Genomic DNA, 22,221 nt, shown 5'->3' on the forward strand with positions numbered 1-22,221 from the left:
TTCTCGTAAGGATTTAAGATGAAAAAAGCAGTGGTAGTATTCAGTGGTGGTCAAGACTCAACAACGTGTCTTGTTCAAGCATTAAAAGAGTATGATGAAGTTCATGCGATTACGTTTGATTATGGTCAGCGCCATAGACTCGAGATTGAAGTTGCAGAGTCATTGTCGAAAGAGCTTGGTGTGAAAGCGCACAAAGTGATGGATGTGACTCTGTTGAATGAACTGGCTATCAGCTCTTTGACTCGTGACGATATTCCTGTGTCTCATGAGCTGCAAGAGAATGGGCTGCCGAATTCATTCGTTCCTGGTCGTAATATTCTATTTCTGACTCTAGCGGGTATTTACGCTTACCAAATCGGTGCTGAAACCGTGATTACAGGTGTGTGTGAAACAGACTTTTCTGGTTACCCTGATTGCCGTAATGACTTTGTGAAGGCGATGAACTCTGCACTTGTACAAGGTATGGATAAGCAGCTTGATATCAAAACACCGCTAATGTGGTTAAACAAGGCTGAGACATGGGCGCTAGCAGACCAGTACTCAGCACTTGAACTTGTTAGAAACAAAACACTGACTTGTTACAACGGCATTGTTGGTGATGGCTGTGGCGATTGTCCGGCATGTGAACTACGTAAAGTTGGCCTTAACGATTACCTCGGTGATCGCGAAAGCATTATGGCTGAGTTGGTTCGCAAACAGGCTGAGAATAAATAATCTCAGGTAAATCAATCGGTTCGTTATATGCATCAATAATACAGTTTCGACCGTTGCTTTTGGCTTGATAGAGCGCTTGGTCAAGCTCTGAATACAAGTCATCAAAGTCACTTAATGCGTTTGAGGTTGCTAGATAAGCAAAACTCGCGGTCACATTAAGTGACTTTTTGCTTTCTGATAAGAAAACAGTGCTTGAAATGGCGTAGTGCAACTCTTCAACGCGTTCTCGTACCTCTGCTGGTTTAGTATCGGTTAACATGAGGACAAATTCTTCGCCGCCTAAGCGACCAAACAATTCACCATTCACTAAGTGTTTTCTAATTTGATCACTAATATGGACCAGTGCTCGATCACCAGTAGGGTGCCCATGCTCATCATTAATCTTCTTAAACTTATCGAGATCGAGCAGCACGATCACATGCTGTTTGTCCATCCCTTTACAGCGTTTCACTCTTTTGATTCTTCGAATTATCTCAGTTCGGCTATATGCTTTCGTTAAGCCATCAATTGCTGCTTTTGCGCGAACCGTTTTGTTTATCAATACCGTGAAGCTTGCAGCGCAAAGCAACAGAATAACAACGATGTTGTACATCCATCTTTGATGTTCCATTTTTTCAATTTGAACGCGGTCGAGTTTCGCCTGATGTGTCAGGAAAGAGCTTTCTAGTTCTTGTTCATATTTGGCGTGCGTTAGGCCGAGCGCTTCGAGTGCGAGTCGATTATCGATGTCTCTAGCTTCCATTTGTATTGACGAGTATCGCTGGTAGAAATAGAAAGCTTGTTGGTAATCGCCGAGTGATTGATGAATATCAGAAAGCTGCAGAAGTGACTGCGCGATGTATTTGTGCCTTGTGACCTGTTCTGCTAATTCTAGCGCTTGTTGAGCATAGTTGAGCGCTTCAGTTGGCAGTTTCTGTTCTTCGAACATATCGCTGATCGCCAAGTAAGCATTGATGCGAATGACATCATTGCTCAGTTCGCTCGAAGCTGAAAGAGACTCGATTAGGTAGGCTCTCGCCACATCATAGCTTTTTGTTTGAGTGTACGCTTTTCCTAAGCCAAGATTTGTTAGTGCGATACCGTAGCTATGCGACGTTGCGCTCAGCAGTGTTATTGCTGTCTGAAAGTGGTGAATTGCTAGGTCACTTTGGTCTTGGTTAAGGTAGAGATCCGCAAGGCTGTGATGCACTTGTGCTTTCATTAAATCTGAAGCGTTTGCTCTGAGAATGAGAGCTTGCTCTAGATACTCCGCCGATTTTTCATATTGCTTTAATTCTTTGAGCAAGTTACCCACATCGTTGTAAACCCCTGAAATATCATGTCCTTGTGGAAACACATTTATTAGTGATAGGTAGGTATCTAGTGCTGCTTGATAGTCACTGCGGAAATGGTGATTGTTCGCGATGACTCGATAAGTCCCGAATTTTGGTAATACAGGGTCAGCGATGTCATGTAAATCTGACTGAAGCGCAGAGCAGTAATAGTTCGCTTGATGGTATTTAGCTTGCTCGTTAAGCGATCGGCATAGCTGGTATTTTAGTAAGGCTTTTCCAGTTAAATCACCACGAGATTGCATTTTCGCTAAAAGTGTTAGAAAACCTTGTTGTGCTTGTTCATATTGGCTTTTACCGTCTTTCATCAGAGCAGAAATAAACGCTGTTTCTATCGCTTGGTAGTCGCTGTCGTTTGAAGCGATTCCGTAAAACGGCTGATCTCGGTGGCTCATGTATTGATACAGAAGAGACGCAAGGTAAAGCTTATCTCCGTAAACCGTTGACCCGATGTAGCGTGTTTGCAGCATGTTTAATGCGCGCTCAGGAGAGTGGTTTAAAGTAGAGAGGTAAAGCGAGTTCCAATCAGCATTTGGAGTCGAGCTTAAATTGGAGGTATAGACCGGTGAATTGTGGTCACGATCTGATGTTGATACTTGGCTATAAGAACAAAAGCTAGTGAATAGTAGAAAGGTAACAAAAACGAAGTGATTCACAAGAGACGATCAATCAGATAAAGAACGATATTCTATTATTAGTTTGATGTTGCTTCAAATTTTGAATGGTGCGGCTACGAGGTTATGCGAGGTAGGTCTCTAATTTATTGATACTAATCAGGGGTATATCGGTCACACGATTCGCGCGACCGATATCGGAAATTAGATGTATAATTTCGCTAGGTCAGAAGGCTCAAGTTCTTTGCCTTCTAATGTTGCATTCCAGTTAGTACCAACAAGAACGCCGTCTTCAGCAAGAGTCAGTAACCAATCTTCTACAAAGATATCTAGTGGAATTTCTAATACTTCGAAGTCAGCCCACTCTTCAACGTTGTGAGTTTGAGCATCTTCTTTTGAAGACCAGAATGGCATCACTTCGCTGTTTTCGAATTCACTTGAGTCACATGCTAGCCAACCTTCTTCGTTGCGAAGGCCCCATACCAGTTTAGTTTCTTGTGTTTCAGAAACGAAAAGTTCTAGATTTGCTTGAGTATCAGCTGTTAGTTTGCTCATGGATTAATTCTCTATGTTGATAACGTGGCAAGATTAACATTATAGACGGCTTAGGTATATGCTATTCAAGGAATTATCACCATACTGAAACGTTAACTTAAGATAACGTTTCAGTACGGTATAAGCAGGGTACGCCTACTTTTTAATTTTGGTGAAGATGTGCCATTCTTCTTTGATATTACCCTTAAATCCAACAACGGAAGCAACAACTTTTCGATGCAGTGCGTGATTGATTTGAGTGTCATCGCTGCTGAATTCAGAATCACCATGACCGACGATGTTGACTCTAGATGGCTGAATACCGTTGCTGATTAGCGCACGTCTTACATGCGACGCACGTTCCTTCGAAAGCTTTAGGTTGTGTGCCGCGTTACCTACTTTACTGGCATAACCTTGCAATTCAATGCTGGTACTCTCGTAGCGTTTCAAAAACGCAGCCATTTGGCGTATCTGCCCTAGGAAGACAGGGTTTATTTCCGTGGAATTATTAGCGAAGAGTATATGCAGCTCTTTCTTTTCCGATGACTCGAAATATGAGCCACAACCGTCATTATCGATCTCGGCACCAATTTGTGTATCGGGACATAAATCTCGCGCGTTGATTACACCGTCATTGTCATCATCTTGAAGATCGTAAATTTGAGTGACCGGCGGAAGAGCGCGATATTCGAATTCATCTTCGCTGTTTTCAGCTAAAGCATTGGCAGATACAACCATGAAGCAAAGCGATAATACTGTGTTGGTAAGCTTCATTAATATTCCACCTTTTCATTCCATTCTTCTGGGATCTCAACTCGTAAACCGATGAGTAGGTTACCAGTTGCGTTCATTACGCGATATTTTGCGTATTGCTCGTCATACTTAGCATCCAAATAGCCTTTACGAGCTTCGAATAATTCATTCTCGGTGTTAAGCAAGTCGAGAAGGGTACGTTTACCGATGCGGTATTGTTTCTCATATGAGATAACCGTGTCTGATGCCGAGTCTACGTGGTCAGATAGAAACTCTTTTTGCTGAACCGTTAAATCAAGTGCGCTCCATGAAAGACGCAGGCTCTCCTCAACATTGCGATAAGTGCTTTCGCGAAGGTCTTTGGCTTTGTTGAGTTGGTAGGCTGCACTTTCTGCACGGTCTTGATCCGAACCACCATTGTAAAGGTTGTATCTTAAACGAACCATGGCAGAAAACTCATCGCTGCTGCCTTCTGTACCACCAGCGTCATCACGCCAAGTTTGAGCGGCTTCAAAAGAAACAGTCGGGTAGTTAGTGCTTTTGGATTGCTTGTATTGGAACTTCGCTGAGTCAACATCGGCTTGTGCAATCTTAATGACTGGGTGCTGGTTAAACGCTTTTGCCAACGCACCATCAACGGTATAAGGAATCGCGCCCACATCTGCGCGAGGGAAGGTTAACCCTAACGGAGATTGACCAACAATTCTTTTAAACTGTGTATGTGTATCAAACAGGTTGTTTTGAGCAGCTAGCAAGTTCCCGTGCGCTTTCGCAATACGAGCTTCAACTTGTGACATATCTGCGGTTGAACCAATACCTGATTCCACGCGCTTACGAATATCGCTATATATCTCTTTGTGCGTCGCTAAGTTACTTTCCGAAAGAGAAAGCACTTCATAGGCTTTCACTGCATCAAGATAAACCTTTGTGACTTCTAAAGCGATGTCTTGCGCGTTAGATAGTAGCTGATAGCGCACAGACTCTGCATCAGCGGCAGTACGGTCGATATCATTGGATGTATTAGCACCATCCCATATCAACTGGGTCAAGGTGATCGTTGCTTCTTTTCTCGTCAGATCGGTTGTGTCTTGGTTGGTTACAAGATCAGTATGTTCATAACCAATCCCACCATCTAAGTCTATACTTGGTCGATAAGCACCACCAGAAGCGTCGTTAAGATAACGCTTACTGATATATTCGTTATAAGCACTTTTGATTTCAGGGTTACTTTCTAAAGTAAACGCAACGGCTTGCTCTAAGGTTTGTGCTGTTGTCGGCAAACTTAGCGCTATAGCTAACCCTAATGTTGTCGTTTGAATGTAATTCAATTTCCATCTCTCCAAATTGGACTGCATCTAAACCTACGCTTTTTAATGTGCTAGATACGAAATTTAGATGAACCGCCAAAAATATAACGTTCGCTCGAGAAGCTACCGTAAATGGTTGTAAGGTTGTTAACAGCTTACTGTGCGCTTTATGATGATTTTAAGAGCGTCAATTTTACGTTTTTAGCTGTATTATTTTTCGCAAACACAATAACTTATATTGATAGTGTGAGCACTTTCATTATTGTGTGATGTGATCAGCGTCATTACCTTGGCACTCGGTTTGTTAAATACTAGATTCATAACTAGGAATGATGTGACGTTAAATGTTATATTTTAAAGAATTATATAAATAAAATGTCACAAAATTGACGTGGCAAGCGAAAATTGGTTTTAGGGGTTGATATGGACATTACAGCATTGAATTTGACTGGTGCACTTGCATTGGGTCAGCGCATTGTTATTTCAGTGGATGGCACGGTTAGAGTACTTGAAGACGGAGAGCCTCTTCAGGCTGGAGATGTAACTCTTGAATCTCAAAATACACCTAATGAACCTCAGGTAACAGTTAAGCGTTTTTCACCTGAAGATGGTGAAGTTGAACTAGACCAAGATATCGCAAATATCTTTGCCGCATTAGAAGAAGGCCAAGACCCTACAGAGTTAGGAGATGAGTTCGCTACCGCTGCTGGTCAAAATGGTTCTAGCTTAGCAACTAGTGGGACTGTAGAACGAGACGGTGAAGAAACGACCCCAGGAACCGAATTTATAACAACGGGATTTGAAGCGCTGGGCATGTCTCGTACTCAAAGCTTAAGCCTGCTAGAGCAATTCCGATTCGCACAACAAGAGCCAATTTTTGTAGACCTTTCTTTTAGCGCGCTTGAAGATGCAGTAAGTGCATCTGTTCCAGAAGATACTTTGTTAAACGGACAGTTAACTGCGACCGATGCAAATAATGACCTTCTTACCTTCTTAGTTGAATCAGGCCCTTCTAACGGTAGCCTCACCCTAAATGAAGATGGATCTTGGCAATACACTCCAGATGCAAACTATAACGGCCAAGATAGCTTCCAAGTTATCGTGACAGACGAAACTGGTCTGACAGACACGCTAACTGTCACAATTGATGTTACGCCAGTGAATGATGCGCCAGTAGCAGAGCCTGAGGACCGTTCCTTATTAGAAGACCAGGTTATTAGCGGTAGCATCAATGCTACGGATGTAGATCAACCTGTAGGTGAACCACTAGTGTTTACTACGGACACCTTAGTTGAAGGTCTAACTTTAAACGAAGACGGTAGTTATGAATTCGATGCGTCTTCTTATGGTTATCTATCCGAAGGTGAAGAACTGAAGATTGAAGTACCAGTCACAGTAACTGATGACCAAGGTGCAACTGATACAACAACGCTAACTATCACAGTCACAGGCACTAATGACCTTCCAATCGCAAACGCCGACACTGGTGCAGTGGAAGAGAACAGCACCGTAACCGTTGATGTACTGGCTAACGACACCGATTTAGATGATGGTGCGACCTTTACCTTAGACAGTGTGAGCTCAGATAAAGGTCTGGTGACCATCGTCGATAACAAACTTGTGTTTGAAGCGACTGGCGAAGATTTTGATCACCTGCCAGCCGGTGTAACAGAGCAAGTCGTGGTGACGTACACGATGAGCGATGAAAGTGGCGAGCCGATCACATCGACCGCGACTATTACTGTCACCGGTACTAATGACAAAGCGGTCATCACTGTGAGTGATCCGCAGAATGCTGACATTGTTGAGTTGGGTATTGATGCTCAAGGTGATGAGATTGGTAATAGTTATGCAGAAGGTCAGCTGAGCGTTGTAGATGCCGATCAAGGTCAAGAGAGCTTTAACGAGGTAGATAGCGGAAAATTGCAAGGTAAGTACGGCATATTTACCTTTGATGAATCAACTGGCGATTGGAGTTACACGCTGAATGATTCTAAAGCTAATAAGTTAGACCAAGGTGACACGTACACAGAAACTTTAGTGGTTAAATCTGCGGATGGTCAGACGAAGCATGAAATCATGGTTGAAGTAAAAGGCAGCAACGATGCGCCAACCGTGGGTGATGCACTGACGAAGACCACCCATGAAGATGCACCAGAGCAAACCTTGAACCTGCTTAAAGGCGCAGACGACGTGGACGCGGATGCGACCTTGTCGATTGCTGACCTAGACACCTTGCCAACAGGATTGTCGTTGGCTGCGGATGGTTACACGCTTGTGATTGACCCCAGTGCCTTTAACTATCTGGCCGAGGGTGAGAGCGAACAGATTGTTCTCAATTACAACGTCGTGGATGGCTTAGGCGGCGTCACACCACAAACGGCGACCATTACAGTGAATGGCCGTAACGACGGTCCAGTAGCGATTGATGACACATATGAAACTCATAGTGAGACGCTGCTCTTCTCTGAGTCCTTTGAAAACATGACAAACACAGGTCGTTGGACTGTAGTAACTGGCGACGAACTAGATGATTGGGAAGCAACAAATGGTTTAGAGATTCAGCGTGACGGTCTCATAGCTGAAGCGACAGACGGTGATTACCTCGCTGAGCTTGATGCTCATCAAAATACCGCGATCACAACAAGTATTAATACGTCAGACCAAGATAGCGTGCGTGTTGAATTTGATTACAACCCTCGACGAGACGGTAATTCATCTTCTGACATGACGTTTAAAGTCGGTGACACGTTAGTTACTGTTCACGCCGATGGAACTCTATCGGGTGTCGACGGACTTAATGTCCAAATAGGGCAACCTGACGCAAATGGTTGGTATAAGATCACGGCTGAGTTCGAAGTCCAAGGGGACGTTACGGACCTTACATTTGCAGGTGCTGGAGCTTCAGATAGCTATGGTGCGTTGTTAGATAACATTACAGTGACAGGTATTAATCAATCTAAACTTGTTACTGCTGAAGACACGTCTATCACGATTTCTTTTGATGAGTTGTTGGCGAATGATACTGACATTGATGGTGATGAGCTCTCAATTGTTGTCGGTTCAATTACCTCCGCGGCTAATGGTGAACTGTTTGTCGACTACACAGACAATACAATTACATTCACACCGGATACCGACTATAACGGTGAGGCAACTTTTAAATATAAAGTGACCGATGGGAACGGTGGGGAAGATGAAGCAGAAGTTACGCTTAATATCACTCCTGTGAACGATGCACCAGTGCTGACAGGCGATCTGTTGGGTGAAGTGGATGAAGAAGGCAGCTATACCATTACGGCTGAGGATCTGGGCTACACGGACGTTGATGATACTGTCACAGGTGTGAACTTCACTGTCGGCAACGCGAGCAACGGCACAATTTTAGTCGGCGGTGTTCCGTCGAACCATTTCACTGTGGCGCAGTTGGCGGCGGGTGAAGTGACGTTCAAACATGACGGCAGCGAAACCAAGTCGGCGTCGTTCGATGTGAATGTTGAAGACGGCAACGAAGATGGTAGCACACCGGTAGACAGCACTTTCAACTTGACGGTGACGCCAGTCAACGACACGTTCGTTGATGCTGATGAAAGCATCAGTGTTACAGAAGACAGCATTGACAACACAGGCAATGTACTCACGGGCACCTCAAGCCCAGATGGAGAGGTGACGGTGACGACGTTCAGCGTGGCTGGTCAGACTGTGAACGCAGGTGAAAACATCACGGTTGATGGCAAAGGCACCATCCGTATTGACAGCGATGGGACTTACACCTTCACGCCAGAGGGGAATTACAACGGCGAGTTCCCAACGGTGACGTACACCATGACCGACGGTCTGGAAGTGGATGGCACGCCATTAGAAACATCGACGTTGGATTTGACGGTAACGCCAGTCAACGACACGTTCGTTGATGCGGATGAAAGCGTCAGCGTTACAGAAGACAGCGTTGACAACACAGGCAATGTACTCACGGGCACCTCAAGCCCAGATGGCGAGGTGAAGGTGATGACGTTCAGCGTGGCCGGTCAGACTGCGAACGCGGGTGAAAGCATCACGGTTGACGGTAAAGGCACCATCCGCATCGACAGCGATGGGACTTACACCTTTACTCCAGAGGGGAATTACGACGGCGCCTTCCCAACGGTGACTTACACCATGACCGACGGTCTGGAAGTGGACGGCACGCCATTAGAAACATCGACGTTGGATCTGACGGTGACGCCAGTCAACGACACGTTCGTTGATGCGAATGAAAGCGTCAGCGTTACAGAAGATAGCGTTGACAACACAGGCAATGTACTCACGGGCACCTCAAGCCCAGATGGCGAGGTGACGGTGACGACGTTCAGCGTGGCCGGTCAGACTGCGAACGCGGGTGAAAGCATCACGGTTGACGGCAAAGGCACCATCCGCATCGACAGCGATGGGACTTACACCTTTACTCCAGAGGGGAATTACGACGGCGCGTTCCCAACGGTGACGTACACCATGACTGACGGTCTGGAAGTGGACGGCACGCCATTAGAAACATCGACGTTGGATCTGACAGTGACGCCAGTCAACGATGCGCCTGTAGCCATCAGCGATTCTTACAAAAACGTTCAAGAAACCATATTGCTTACCGAGTCATTTGAAAATATGGCAAACCCAGCGGGTTGGACGGTTGTTTCTAAAGACCCATCAGAGGTATGGAACTTTACTAATGGTATAGAGATTGAGCGAGACGGCTTAATTGTTGATGCTACCGACGGTGATTTTTACGCAGAGCTAGACCCACATAAAAACACGGTGATGACGACATCAATTGATACGTCGGATCAAGACTCTTTGAGGGTAGAGTTCGATTATAACCCTCGCCAAGACGGCAACTCGTCGTCTAATATGACTTTTACTGTTGGGAATACAACTATTACGCTGCATGCGGATGGAACAGTGACTGCTCCAGAAGGCATTTCTGTAACACTAGATGGTCCGGATAACAAAGGTTGGTATCAAGTAAATGCTGAGTTTGATGTTAGTAGTGGTGCTACTTTAATCGCTTTTGCTGGTGCGGGTAAATCTGATTCGCTTGGTGCGTTCATCGATAACATTACAGTTACCGGAATAGATGCACCCAAACTCATAACGGAAGAAGATCAGGCTCTTACTATTAGTGGTAGTGAGCTGCTAGCCAATGATTTCGATATTGATGGGGATGACATAACCATTTTTTCTGTCAACGCAACCGATGCTACAAACGGTTCTGTTCAGCTGATAGATGGCAATGTCGTGTTTGAACCTAACCAAGACTTCAATGGTGAAGCGACTTTCGAATACACCATTGTTGATACTCATGGTGAAAAAAGCACTACGACAGTGACCGTTAATGTCACACCAGTAAATGATGACCCTATCGCGAACGATGATTCAAGAGCATTAGGTGATAACCTCATCGTCAATGGTAGCTTTGAAGACTATGAATCAGTATCAAATGCCGGTTGGGGTTCTCGAATCGACCAACTAGATGGTTGGTCCTACGATGCAAGAACTGGTGCTTTAGATTCAGTTCAAGAAGGCTATGCTGTTAATGAAACAGACGGCGATCGTATGATTGATATGGAAGGTAACGGTGACAATGTAACCCTTACCCAACAAATTCAAGGTGTAGAAAGCGGTACCTTATACCAACTGTCTTTTGATACGGCAATGTACGAACGATTGCCGAGTGCTGAGCTTGAGGTCATTTGGAACGGCGAAGTTGTTGCTACGATCACCCCTGAAAGTAACATAATGCAAACCCAGTTATTGGAATTATTAGGTGGTAGTGGAGATGGTTCAAATACCCTTTCATTTAGAGAAGTTGGCACTGAAGGCGACAAGAGTGGGACTTATTTAGACAATATCAAATTTCAAGAAGTGATTAAAAACCTTCAGACACAAGAAGATGTAACTCTCGATATCCCTAGTAGCGAGTTACTTTCGAATGATTCTGACGTTGATGGTGATACGTTAATTATTTTAGATAGTTTAGTGATTGATCCAACATACGGTCAGGTTGAGCTAATTGAGCTACAAGATGGCTCTCAAACCGTTCGTTACACCCCATCGGATGAATTCAATGGTATCGCTACGTTTACTTACACAGTTTCTGACGGTAAAGGTGGTACTGATACCGCCGTGGTTACGATTAATGTCACTCCAGAAAATGATGCTCCAATATTTGTCAAAGATGGAGTGCCGATTGGCGATACTGATCAAATAAGTGTATCGACTAAAGAGGATAACTCTGTATCTGGTAAGGTTACTGCAACCGATATTGACGACACTGACCTTACTTACACGGTGAGCCAACCTACAAACGGTAGTGTTGAGATCGACCCTGAAACGGGCGAGTGGAAGTACACTCCGAACAACGAGTTTGATGGAGATGATTCATTTGTTGTTACCGTGTCGGACGGTAACGGTGGTACAGATACGGTTGTAGTGAATGTTGATGTATTACCTGTCGCTGAGCTAACTGTTAAGGCAGGCCAACCAGTTACAGAAGCAGAAGAAGCGTTCCTATCTTTTGAAATCAACCTAGATGAGCTTGTCTCTGAGAACGTTGGTCTTGCTCTTACACTAGGGGCGGCAGGGGATTCTGCAACTAAAGGTGTCGATTACGAAGACAAGATCTACGTTAAAGATGGACAAGATTATAAAGCGCTTTCAGAGCAGGAGCTTGCCGATCTAATTATTGCTAGCGGCTCGGGTAGCTTAGAAGTATTCGTCAAGGTTCTTGATGATAAATTGCTTGAGGGTGAAGAGGCTGTAACCCTAAAAGCTAGCTCAACTAGCGAGTTTGTTGAAAATGACAAACAGGACTCAGATACAGCTAAGATTGTCGATGAGATAGACACAAACGACAAAGATACCGTTACAGTTGGCCTGACTGGTCCCGATTCAGTTATTGAGGGTGATAAGACAAGTCCATTTACGATTACGCTAAGTGAACAAGTGCCTGAAGATAGTGTGGTTACTCTTCAGTACTCTTACACAAACGCGAGCAATGAAGATATTGTTGAAGTTATAACTGTAAACGTAGACGCAAATACAAATACAGCGACCTTTGAGATTCAAACTGAACAAGACAACGAATACGAAGTCGGACAAGAGTTTAACGTTAGTGTTGTATCCGTAACTCAAGATGGTACCGATGTATTTGAGAAGCTAGACACGTCTAGCGCTGATAAAAATGTAGCTATTGACGATAGCCATGATAACCCGCCAAAAGCTGAAGACTTCGCTATTTCTCTCAATGCAGATGGCTCTTCGCAAGTTATTTTCGATACCGGAATTGGGACTATCGAAGGTGATGGTACAGACCATATTTCTGATGATGAAGATGATAACGATAATGACGCAGGTACAAATCTCGGCGTGATCATCACAGAGCTGCCTGATTCAGGAACTCTTTACTATGTCGATGGTAATAACAAGGTTGAAGTGGTAGTTGGGCAGACGTATGCAGTTCCTAACAACATCGTTTATGAAGATGACCAAGAATCAACAGGCTTCTTCTTAGGTGTTGATGATACATCCACATTAGATAAAGGCCCTCATAGCACTGAAGAGTTCCATAACTGGGGTGATGAAGTAGATGCGTATACTCGCGAACTGAAGTTTGATAATGGTGATGTCGTCACCATTACCTCGGAAGGTCGAAATAACGTTGACGCTAAGCCTTTAGTACAAAACAACAGCCAGCAAGGCCATATGGGCTTCGGTATTGCATCGACTAATCGCGGTATTCACCAAGACGAGGCAATCAACATTGATTTCTCTTCTCGTCCAGCGGACTCAGTAACGGTTGGTCTAAGTGGTTTGGGTGGCTGGTTTGCCCCAAATGCTGATGATAGTGTTCAATCAAGAGCTGAGATTACAGTCACCTTTGATTATGGTAATGGTGTCACAGAAGAAAAAATCTTCCTTTATGATGACACCCACAATAATCAGAATGTCACGATTGTCGCTCCTGAAGGTGCTGAGATTGTTTCGGTGGAAGCAAGCACACAAGGGCCAGGTAACTGGGAGCTGACTTCTCTTGAGGCTAAGGCGTCAGATTCATTCGAATATAAAGCAGTAGACAGTGATGGTAACGAAAGTGAAGTTAAGACAGTTACTATCGATAAGTCTGGTGACCTGAATGCGAATAACGATCCGCAAGGCTTCGAAGTTAAACTGGGTGAGTTCAGTGAAGACAACGACTCTCCATGGTCAGCCGAAGGCGCTGAGCTAAATGCTAGCTTCAATGGCCAAGATAAAGACTTTGCACACAGCGGCATTAAGATTGGTGTTGCCGGCAAAGTAGGTGGATTGGGCGCACAGATTGAATATGATCGTGCAGAGCAGCAATCAGAGAAGTTTGAAATCAACTTAGATAGCCCTGCGACTCAGTTTACATTTTCAGTATCTAACTTGTTTAAAAACGAAGGTAATGACGGTGATTTCACTGATAACCATGAACAAGGCAGTTGGGTAGCGTACCTCAATGGCGTAGCGGTTGCAGGTGATACGTTTATTGCTGAAGACGGTAACAATAGAGGTACTTACGAAATAACACCGCTTGGTCCTGATGGTACTCCAATCGCGTTTGATACTGTGGTATTTGAAGCAACTGAGTATTCCAACCAAGCAACGCATGATAATGATGCGTCAGATTACTTCCTAACTGGTTTTAAAGCCTCTAGTGAAGGCACATATGCAGTGAATCAAGGCGGCATTCTTGAGATTCCAACATCGAAGCTTGCTGGCATTATCGGTTCTGAGCTTCTAAATAACGATATAGACTCAGATGGCGACAATCTACGTATTACCTATGTATACGGTGAAACGGAAGGTAATGCGTATATTAAAGACGGCATCGTATACTTTGATTTAACTGGCGATGATTTTGTCGGTGAAACAACGTTTAAATATCAGGTTACTGATGATAATGGCCAAATCGCGAGTGCTGAAGTTAATGTTATCGTCAACCCTCTACCGACTCCTTCTAGTGTTGCGTCTGTAGACCTGCTAGCAGACTCAGTAGTTGAAGGTGATGAACTTGGCTTTAAAGTCACTTTGGATTCAAGTGCACTTGTTGAATCTGCGTTGGACGTTACTTTTGGTAAGAACACGGATGCTGCGAATGATTCGGGTGACGAAAAAGATCTCGACCTGAGTCAGGTTCGTTTTACTAATGGCGTCACCTATGATCAGCAAAGCGGCAAACTGATTGTCCCAATTGGCGTTAAAGATTTTGCAGTTCTTATCCCTACTCTTATTGATGGTGTTCATGAGCTCGACGAAAACTACAGCTTAATAGTCGATGGTGTATCTGCTACTGGCATCATCGAAAACGTTGATACAATTGAGCTAATGGTTGAGAGTTTTGCCGATGTAGCTGAAGGCTCGAATGCAGTCTTCGCAGTAAGTTTAAATAATCCGTCCTCAGAGAATATCGACGTATCGCTAGCAATTACTCTTGATAGAGAGGCTACTTCAGCGGAAACGGCTGATTTCAAAGATATTGGTGAACTATACACTGCGTACTACTTGGAGCCAGAACAATCTGGGGAGCCTAAACGTGTTGAACTTGATGTAGTAATTAAGGATGGCAAACCTACCGTTACTTTCCCTAATGGTGAAACTGAGATCTTTGTTGAAGTAGCGACAAAAGATGACTCGGTATTTGAAGGTGGTGAAGACTTTAACCTAGTTGTTACTGACGAGTCCGGTTATGTGTCGAATGGTTCTGCTTCAGATGAAACCACTATTATGGATGATGGTACCGATCCAGACGGCCCAGATGGACCACAAGTTGGCAATGATGATCGTCCTGTTGTTGACAGCATCACTGACATTGAAATTGAAGAAGGCCAGTCAGGAACGTTTGTTGTTGAGCTTTCAAATCGCAGCGAATCCACAACCACAATTGAAATGTCTCTAAATGACGGCTCTGCCGTGAGTGTAGATGGACAACCAATTGAGGGCGACTTTAATGGATCTAGCGTAGTAGTTACTTTTGGTCAAGGTGTTGATAAGCAGATTCAAACCGTTGAAGTTATCAATGGCAAGTTTGTAGTTAGTGTTCCTGACGGGCATGAATCGTTTACAGTTGAAGTCGTAACTAACCAAGATACGCATGCAGATAATAATGAGAAGTTCTCTATTTCTGGCAATGCTCCTCACCAGCAAGACGCAGTTACTGGTGTTGCTACAATTGTCGACAACGAAGCGCCAATGGTGGATCTAAATGGTGCTCTATACGACATTGAGTTTGTAAGTGAAGGTGCTGGCTACAGCAATGTCTTTGGTTACTATATCAACGACGAATCAGGCGAGAAGCAGCTTCACGTTTTGGTTTCTAATAGCAATGATCCAAGTCTATCACCGAGTACCTTGTTAGATTCACCGTTGTCTTCGATCGATAACCTTGAGTTTTTCTTAATTCCAAATGGCTTCAATAAGATTGATAGCGATAAACGCTATGACCTTAAAGTGAATGACCAAGGTCAATTAGTTGTCGATGGTGTTGTTAAAGCTGGTATTCCTGTTTATACATCGACTGACGAAGACCATCAGATCTCAACCACGCTTGATAGTGACGGAAATCTAGTATTGAGCTTTGATGACCAAAAAGGCCAAGGCAACGATGATAATGACTTCAACGATTTTGTTGTTAAGGTCAGTAAGATTGATACAGATGGTATTGACTTTAACTCAGCATACGTTGAGGAAGGAGAAGCGGCTATCGCCGATATAGACGCAGATATCTTTGACGATAAAGATACAATCAAATCGATGAGCGTTACTCTAACCAATGCTAAAGATGGCGATAACTTAACCTGGGCTGAAAATAGTGGATTCAGTGTATCTAAAACAGTGATTGGCACTGCAATCGCACTAATAATTACCCATCCATCAGGCAGTGTTTCTGCCGATGAGTTTGAAACGTTCCTGAAATCTATTCGATTTGTAAACAGTAGCGACACGCCTGATGAAGAAACGCGCTTAGTTGAAGTCACTGTGTCTGACGGCGTTAATCAGTCTGAAACGGCTACAACATCAATCTCTGTGACTGGCACTGATGAATTATCCCTCATTAATGTGGCAGGTTTAGAAGACCAGTTTATTGACCTAAACATTAGTGTTGTTGACGCAGCAACATCGGTAAGCACGATAGAGCTGTCAGGTATTCCACAAGGTGCAACTGTATTAGTCGGTGGTGTTGAATCTGCAGTTGATAACAGTGGCACTGTCGTGGTTGATATCGATGATATTGATTCGGTTAAAGTGAAAGCACCAGAGCATAGTGATGTTAACTTTGATATATCAGTAACAGCTAAAGATTCTGATGAAGAGACTGTAGAATCTGGCAGTATTTACGTTGATGTTCATCCTGATGCGGACAGGCCTACACTAATCATCGGCGACTTTGAGAAAGTTGCTGCGATTGATTTTGAAGATGTACAGATAACATCAGGCTCTTGGGATAGTGATATTGAAATAAATAACGTCGAGGGTGTATCGACCATTGGCGAGTGGAGTACTTCTAATCCCGGTCAACATGTTGAAGTGGGTACTGAAGGCACATACCTGTCAGGCTCGTCAATGAACCAAGTTATGGAAATTGAAGGTGAAGTTGACGACAAAGTCCTCTATACCGACATGGATCTTGTCGCTGGCCGCTTCTACAATTTTAAATTCGATATTGCCGCGAGAGACGATGTTGATCCTTCGGACTCCGACATGGAGGTATCGCTCTTTAAGCTAGATGATGCTGGCAATCCAATTGAGAGCAGTAAGGTAACACTTTATGACTTTATTGCTGAGCGACAAGGTAGTGGTTGGCAAGAGGGAACGTTCACGTTGCCCGTTGAGCTTTCAGGTAAATATCGCCTTGTTCTTGAAGCAGACGAAGCCGACTCTACAGGCGCAATAATTGATAATATTCAATTTACTGCGGTCGACAACTATGGATACGAAGATTCATTTATCAAGCTCAGTGAGATTAGCGCTTCGCTGGTAGATGCGACAGATGGTTCTGAGACCTTAACTGTAGAGTTGGATGGTCTTCCTGTTGGTTCAGTGTTGATTGACGGTACAGGGCAGGATGCGAATATGCATATTGTCACTGAAGTGAATAAAAACGATAAAATTGATGTAACTGGTTGGGATCTAGCAGAACTTCAGATCAAGGTATTAGACTCTAGTACCTTTGACATTAAGGTCATCGCAACTGCGACAGAGGCGGACACCAACAAGGATGATGATGTTCACGGAGAGCACGGTGATCTTGGTGGTAAACTGGCTAATGCGTCTGAAGCAACAATTAATATTACAGTCCTTGAACGCCCTGTCGACACTAATGAACGTCCAATTGCTAATGACTTTACTATTTCTTCGGATACAAATGTTGCGAATGTTAACTTTGCGCCTAACGCGATTGATAAAGAAGATGATAGAGACAATAAGAATACGTCAGTACGAATTGAAGAGTTGCCAGAGTATGGCAAGCTTTATCTAATTGATGATGACGGAAAGATTGTTGAAGGCCCGCTTGAGGTTGGAAGTGAAGTTCTTGATAGTGGTAAAGTTGTCTATGTTGCTGACGGTACCAGCACTACGACGTTCAACAGCGACTTTACGGTTGGCAACTTTGCTGAAGAGCATGGTCTTAATCTCGAAAATAAAGATGATGGTGTAGATAAGCTAGAGCTTGATGGTGTAACCCTCTCCGGCGGCACATTTGAAAATGGTCAATTTGCGGGTGACGGAGCAACGATTAAGTACGATCACAACAATAACCAGAAAGGTCTATTTGTTAGTACTACTCATGACAGCGGCACTGGTAAAGAAACTCAGATTGGTGAGTATGTTTCTATCGCCTCAAACGAAGGGGACATTTCTTCAGCTAAAGTGTCTTTTGCTAGTCTTGATGGCTTGTTCAATAATGGACATGCTCAAATTGTCGCTTACCTTTTCCGGGATGGTAAGCAGGTAGATGTAATTGAACCGATTCAGATTGTCACTTCGAGTAAACATGACGGTTACTCGGTCATTAACTCTGACAATACCGTATTTGATGAGATTCGTTTAGTTGGCGTTAATACTTCGAACAAAGGCAAAGGAGCGGGTTTCAACGTTGCTGAAGTTGACGTTGATGTCGTCGGCGTTACTGATCTACAAGATGAGTTTACGTACTCTGCAAAAGATTCTGATAATCAGCTAAGTTTAGAACCTGGTACCGTTACCATTGAGGCTAAAAATACAATCCACTCCCCAACGAGCGGTATTGATAGTGTTACAGTCCAAGGTGGCAATACATTAAACTGGCCAAGCTCAGCTGCAGTAATAAATTCACTAATTACTTATCATCAATCAGAGTATGACGACGTCGGTGGAGCACAAATTGATGTAGGGATTGGGGCTGATTTTGTCAACCTTGGTTCGGGGTCAGATACTATCTTTATGGGAGATAGTATTTCGCCAACTCAAGACCTTAATGTGCTACCAAATGACTTCGATTCTAGAATAGAACAGTTTTCTAAGTTAGAAGTTTCAGAGTTCACCTATGGTGACGAAAACAATGGAATGAAGGGTTTTGAGGACACACCTCCAGGCCTTGATGTAGCAAATGGTGGTGGAGGTAACGACAGGATCTATGGTGAAGAAGGTCAAGACATTATCTTCGGTGGAACCGGCAATGACGTTCTACATGGTGGCACTGGTAACGACGCTGTCCGTGGCGGCTCTGGCAATGACACGATAATTGGTGGTCATGGTAACGATATCCTTGTTGGAGATGATGGTGCCGACCTGTTCCAATGGGTTGACCAACCGTTCCAAGACGATGTTGATACAATTACAGACTTTGATCTAGGTGAAGACCATCTTGATATCTCTCAATTATTGCCAATGGAAAACTCAATGTCTGATCTTCTTGAACATATCACTATTGAGAAGGTCGATAACGGCGGTGGTGATAAAGATTTGGTTATCACTATCTCTGAAGACGCAACTAATAGCGGTCAAACACAAACTATCATTCTTGATAACACGGGGAACCAGTTTGATTCAGTGAACGCTCAAGGTGATGGTCGTGTAATAAGTAGTGACCTGAGTAATTTGGTGAATCAGTTATTCGTCAACTTACCAGACTAAAAAAAGGGCCGAAAGGCCCTTTTTTAATGTGTCTGTTTTGTTATATAAAATATAGTCTAAAACTTTAGGCTTAAAGAACCTTGCAAGCAAAACCTTTCAGGTAAAAACCTTCTGGGTAGGCAGTATCTGTTAGGTGGTCGGCTGCTTGCTCGAAGCGTTCTACGAACTTAACAGTGCGGCCTGCATCTAATGCTGCATCAGCAATGATTTTTTGGAACAAATCAGTACCCATTAAGCCAGAGCAAGAGTAGGTGAGTAGAGTGCCACCTGGTTTCAGGATTTGCATCGCAAGCATGTTAACGTCTTTGTAGCCGTTAGCACCTGAAGTTAGGTTATTCTTGCTTGAAACAAACTTTGGTGGGTCCATGATCACTACGTCAAACTTAGTGCCTTGGTCTCGATATTCACGAAGCAGTTTGAAAACGTCAGCGTTTAGGAATACCGCGCGCTTTTTCGAGATATCAAACTCATTCAGTTCAGCGTTCAACTTCGCCGTATCAAGAGCAAGTTGAGATACGTCAGCGTTGATAACACGCTTCGCGTCGCCTTTAAGCGCGTAAAGGCCAAAACCACCTGTGTATGAGAAGCAGTTAAGGACATCTCTGCCTTTAACGTACTTCATAGATTCTTTGCGGCTATCACGTTGGTCCATGTAAAAGCCCGTTTTGTGGCCTTCCATAATGTTAACGCTGATCTTAACGCCGTTTTCTTCAATCACAATTGACTTAGGTGGCTCTTCACCGTGAAGAACGCCGACAACTTGTTCTAGGCCTTCTTTTTTACGAACCCCTACATCTGAACGCTCGTAGATGTTGCAATCAGGGAAGCATTCAATTAACGCTTCAACTAATACACTTTTGTTAAACTCAGCGCCAGCACTTAGCAGTTGGCAAACAAGGAAGTCTTGGTATTTGTCGATTGTGATACCTGGCAAGCCATCAGACTCTGCGGCCGTTAGGCGGTAGCCCGTTAGACCATCACGTTCGATAATGTCTTCTCGTAAAGACTGTGCGTCTTGAATTCGTTTTACGAAGAACGCCTTGTTGATCTCTTCTTTTTCAAATGTCCAAACACGATCTCGAATTTGAGATTCTGGTGAGTAAGCCGCTTTTGCAAGCCACTGACCATTTTGAGCATATACGTCTACAGTTTCACCTTGTTTTGGTTCGCCTTCGACCTTATCGATACCGCGTGAAAATACCCAAGGGTGTTTGCGGCGTAGTGATTTATCTCGGCCTTTAGCTAGATGAATTGAAGGAGTCATAATTTACTCTGTTTGTTGAATTTGAAGGAGGGGTATTGTCGGGGAAGTACAGGTGAAAAGCAAATAAGAAAGGGCTGCAGAAGCAGCCCTAGTAATGATTAATCAACACATTGTAGTTGGAGAGCAGTATTAAGCTTTAAGACCTGTCAGCAAACCTTCCATCGTATCGCTTTGTTTACGAAGTTGGTCAACATTGGAATTACTCTTACTGATCATCTCGCAGATGCTGTCTGATTGATGACGAATCTCTTCAACACTCTGTGCAATGTTGTCAGCGACTACGCCTTGTTCTTCAGCCGCGGTAGCAATTTGAGTGCTGCTATCAGAAATAGATTGGTTCTTTTCCGCTAATGAACCGATCTCAACGTTCACTTCTGACATCAGTGTTTGGCCTTCATTAGCATTGTTCACCGTGACTTCCATCAGCTTGGTCAGTGATTGACTATTACGTTGTAACGACTCAATCATACTTTGGATTTCAACCGTTGCTTGTTGAGTACGACCGGCAAGGGCACGAACTTCATCGGCAACAACAGCAAATCCACGACCTTGCTCGCCAGCACGTGCTGCTTCGATAGCGGCGTTCAACGCCAACAGGTTAGTCTGTTCAGAAATACCGTTGATGGTTGTGACTACTTCATCGATCTGCGCCGCGTTGGCATCCAGTTCTTCTACTGCTTGTGAAGCGGACTGGATCTCTTGAGATAGGCTAGAGATAGACTCCAGTGTATTTGAAACCTTGACTTGACCGCTCTGAGCAACGCCGCGAGCGTCCATCGTTTGTGAACTAGACTCATGAGCAAGGGTAGCGACTTCACGAATGGTAGCCGCCATTTGTTCCGTCGCACTTGCCAAACTATTCAGGTGTTCTTGTTGGTTACCTGAGATGTCTGAACTTTGTTGTGTTGACTGGTTCAAGTCCGAGCTGATCTGCTGCATGAGAGCGACAGACTCTTGGATTGATAGAACCATGTTTTGTTCACGTTCAGCGACTTTATCGATTGTAATCGCGATTTCACTGAACTCGTCACGAACCAAGAAGTAGTTCATGCGGCAAGTTAAGTCGCCATTCGCTAGGGTGTTCAGAGCTTTGTTCATAGAGAACATCGCGCCGCCGATGAAGGTCATAATGTAGTAAACACCTAGTGCGATAAGCGTTAGGGTTACAGCGATGATAGAAACCTGAGTTGTCGATAGAGCAGACCAAAGGTTTTGGTCATGGTTGGCAACTAGGCTGAACGCACCATTCATTACTGAAACAGAACCAGCACCGTAGCCTAAAGAGATGGTTTCAGAACTGCTGACAAGCTGAGCTACTTGATCTTTAGTGAGTTGACCAGCTTCGATAAGCCCTTTCATCAAGAGCATTTCTTCTTGATAAAGGTGAGCAAGCAAAGAGTCCGCGGCGCTATCTAAAACGAGAGTTAATATAACCAGGGCGAGAAGAGGTAATAAGAAGAGTAGATAGAACTTTTCTTGGATTTTTAGGTGAATGAGATATTTGTCAATCCAACGAAATGGGATTTCTTTCATAA

General features: G+C 44.0%; 8 protein-coding genes. 2 read left to right on the top strand and 6 right to left on the bottom strand.

The window, feature by feature from the left end:
• Positions 1 to 18: 18 nt before the first annotated feature.
• Positions 19 to 714 (top strand): 7-cyano-7-deazaguanine synthase QueC, encoded by a 696-nt coding sequence (gene queC, locus AB4484_RS12455; protein WP_017063822.1) that lies wholly within the window; start codon positions 19 to 21, stop codon positions 712 to 714.
• On the opposite strand, the gene AB4484_RS12460 is transcribed toward queC, so the two are convergent.
• From AB4484_RS12460 to AB4484_RS12475, 4 genes are all read right to left on the bottom strand, one after another.
• Positions 674 to 2,701, bottom strand: a complete 2,028-nt coding sequence (locus AB4484_RS12460) for a diguanylate cyclase (protein WP_372078462.1) — start codon at positions 2,699 to 2,701, stop codon at positions 674 to 676. The two genes, queC and AB4484_RS12460, sit on opposite strands and share 41 nt — an antisense overlap.
• A gap of 162 nt (positions 2,702 to 2,863) precedes the next feature.
• Positions 2,864 to 3,214 carry a DUF2750 domain-containing protein gene (locus AB4484_RS12465; RefSeq protein ID WP_017062305.1) on the bottom strand — a complete coding sequence of 117 codons (351 nt, stop codon included), beginning with the start codon at positions 3,212 to 3,214 and terminating at the stop codon, positions 2,864 to 2,866.
• Positions 3,215 to 3,349: 135 nt separating this feature from the next.
• On the bottom strand, positions 3,350 to 3,967 hold the full coding sequence (locus AB4484_RS12470) for an OmpA family protein (protein ID WP_059020346.1): 618 nt from the start codon (positions 3,965 to 3,967) through the stop codon (positions 3,350 to 3,352).
• Positions 3,967 to 5,274 (bottom strand): TolC family outer membrane protein, encoded by a 1,308-nt coding sequence (locus AB4484_RS12475; protein WP_333912757.1) that lies wholly within the window; start codon positions 5,272 to 5,274, stop codon positions 3,967 to 3,969. The genes AB4484_RS12470 and AB4484_RS12475 overlap by 1 nt, the downstream gene beginning before the upstream one ends.
• Positions 5,275 to 5,676: 402 nt before the next feature.
• Between AB4484_RS12475 and AB4484_RS12480 the strand changes: the two genes are divergently transcribed.
• Positions 5,677 to 19,422: a tandem-95 repeat protein gene (locus AB4484_RS12480; RefSeq protein WP_372078464.1), complete on the top strand. Its 13,746-nt coding sequence runs from the start codon at positions 5,677 to 5,679 to the stop codon at positions 19,420 to 19,422.
• Positions 19,423 to 19,492: 70 nt separating this feature from the next.
• Here AB4484_RS12480 and AB4484_RS12485 read toward each other — a convergent pair whose 3' ends face one another.
• A complete protein-coding gene (locus tag AB4484_RS12485; RefSeq protein WP_372078466.1) occupies positions 19,493 to 20,686 on the bottom strand; it encodes a class I SAM-dependent methyltransferase in 1,194 nt (397 codons plus the stop codon).
• A gap of 129 nt (positions 20,687 to 20,815) precedes the next feature.
• Entirely contained in the window at positions 20,816 to 22,219 is a 1,404-nt protein-coding gene (locus AB4484_RS12490) for a methyl-accepting chemotaxis protein (RefSeq protein WP_017068925.1), read from the bottom strand.
• Positions 22,220 to 22,221: the final 2 nt, after the last annotated feature.

Source organism: Vibrio sp. 10N.261.46.A3 (assembly GCF_041472995.1).
Taxonomy (GTDB): Bacteria; Pseudomonadota; Gammaproteobacteria; order Enterobacterales; family Vibrionaceae; genus Vibrio; species Vibrio coralliirubri.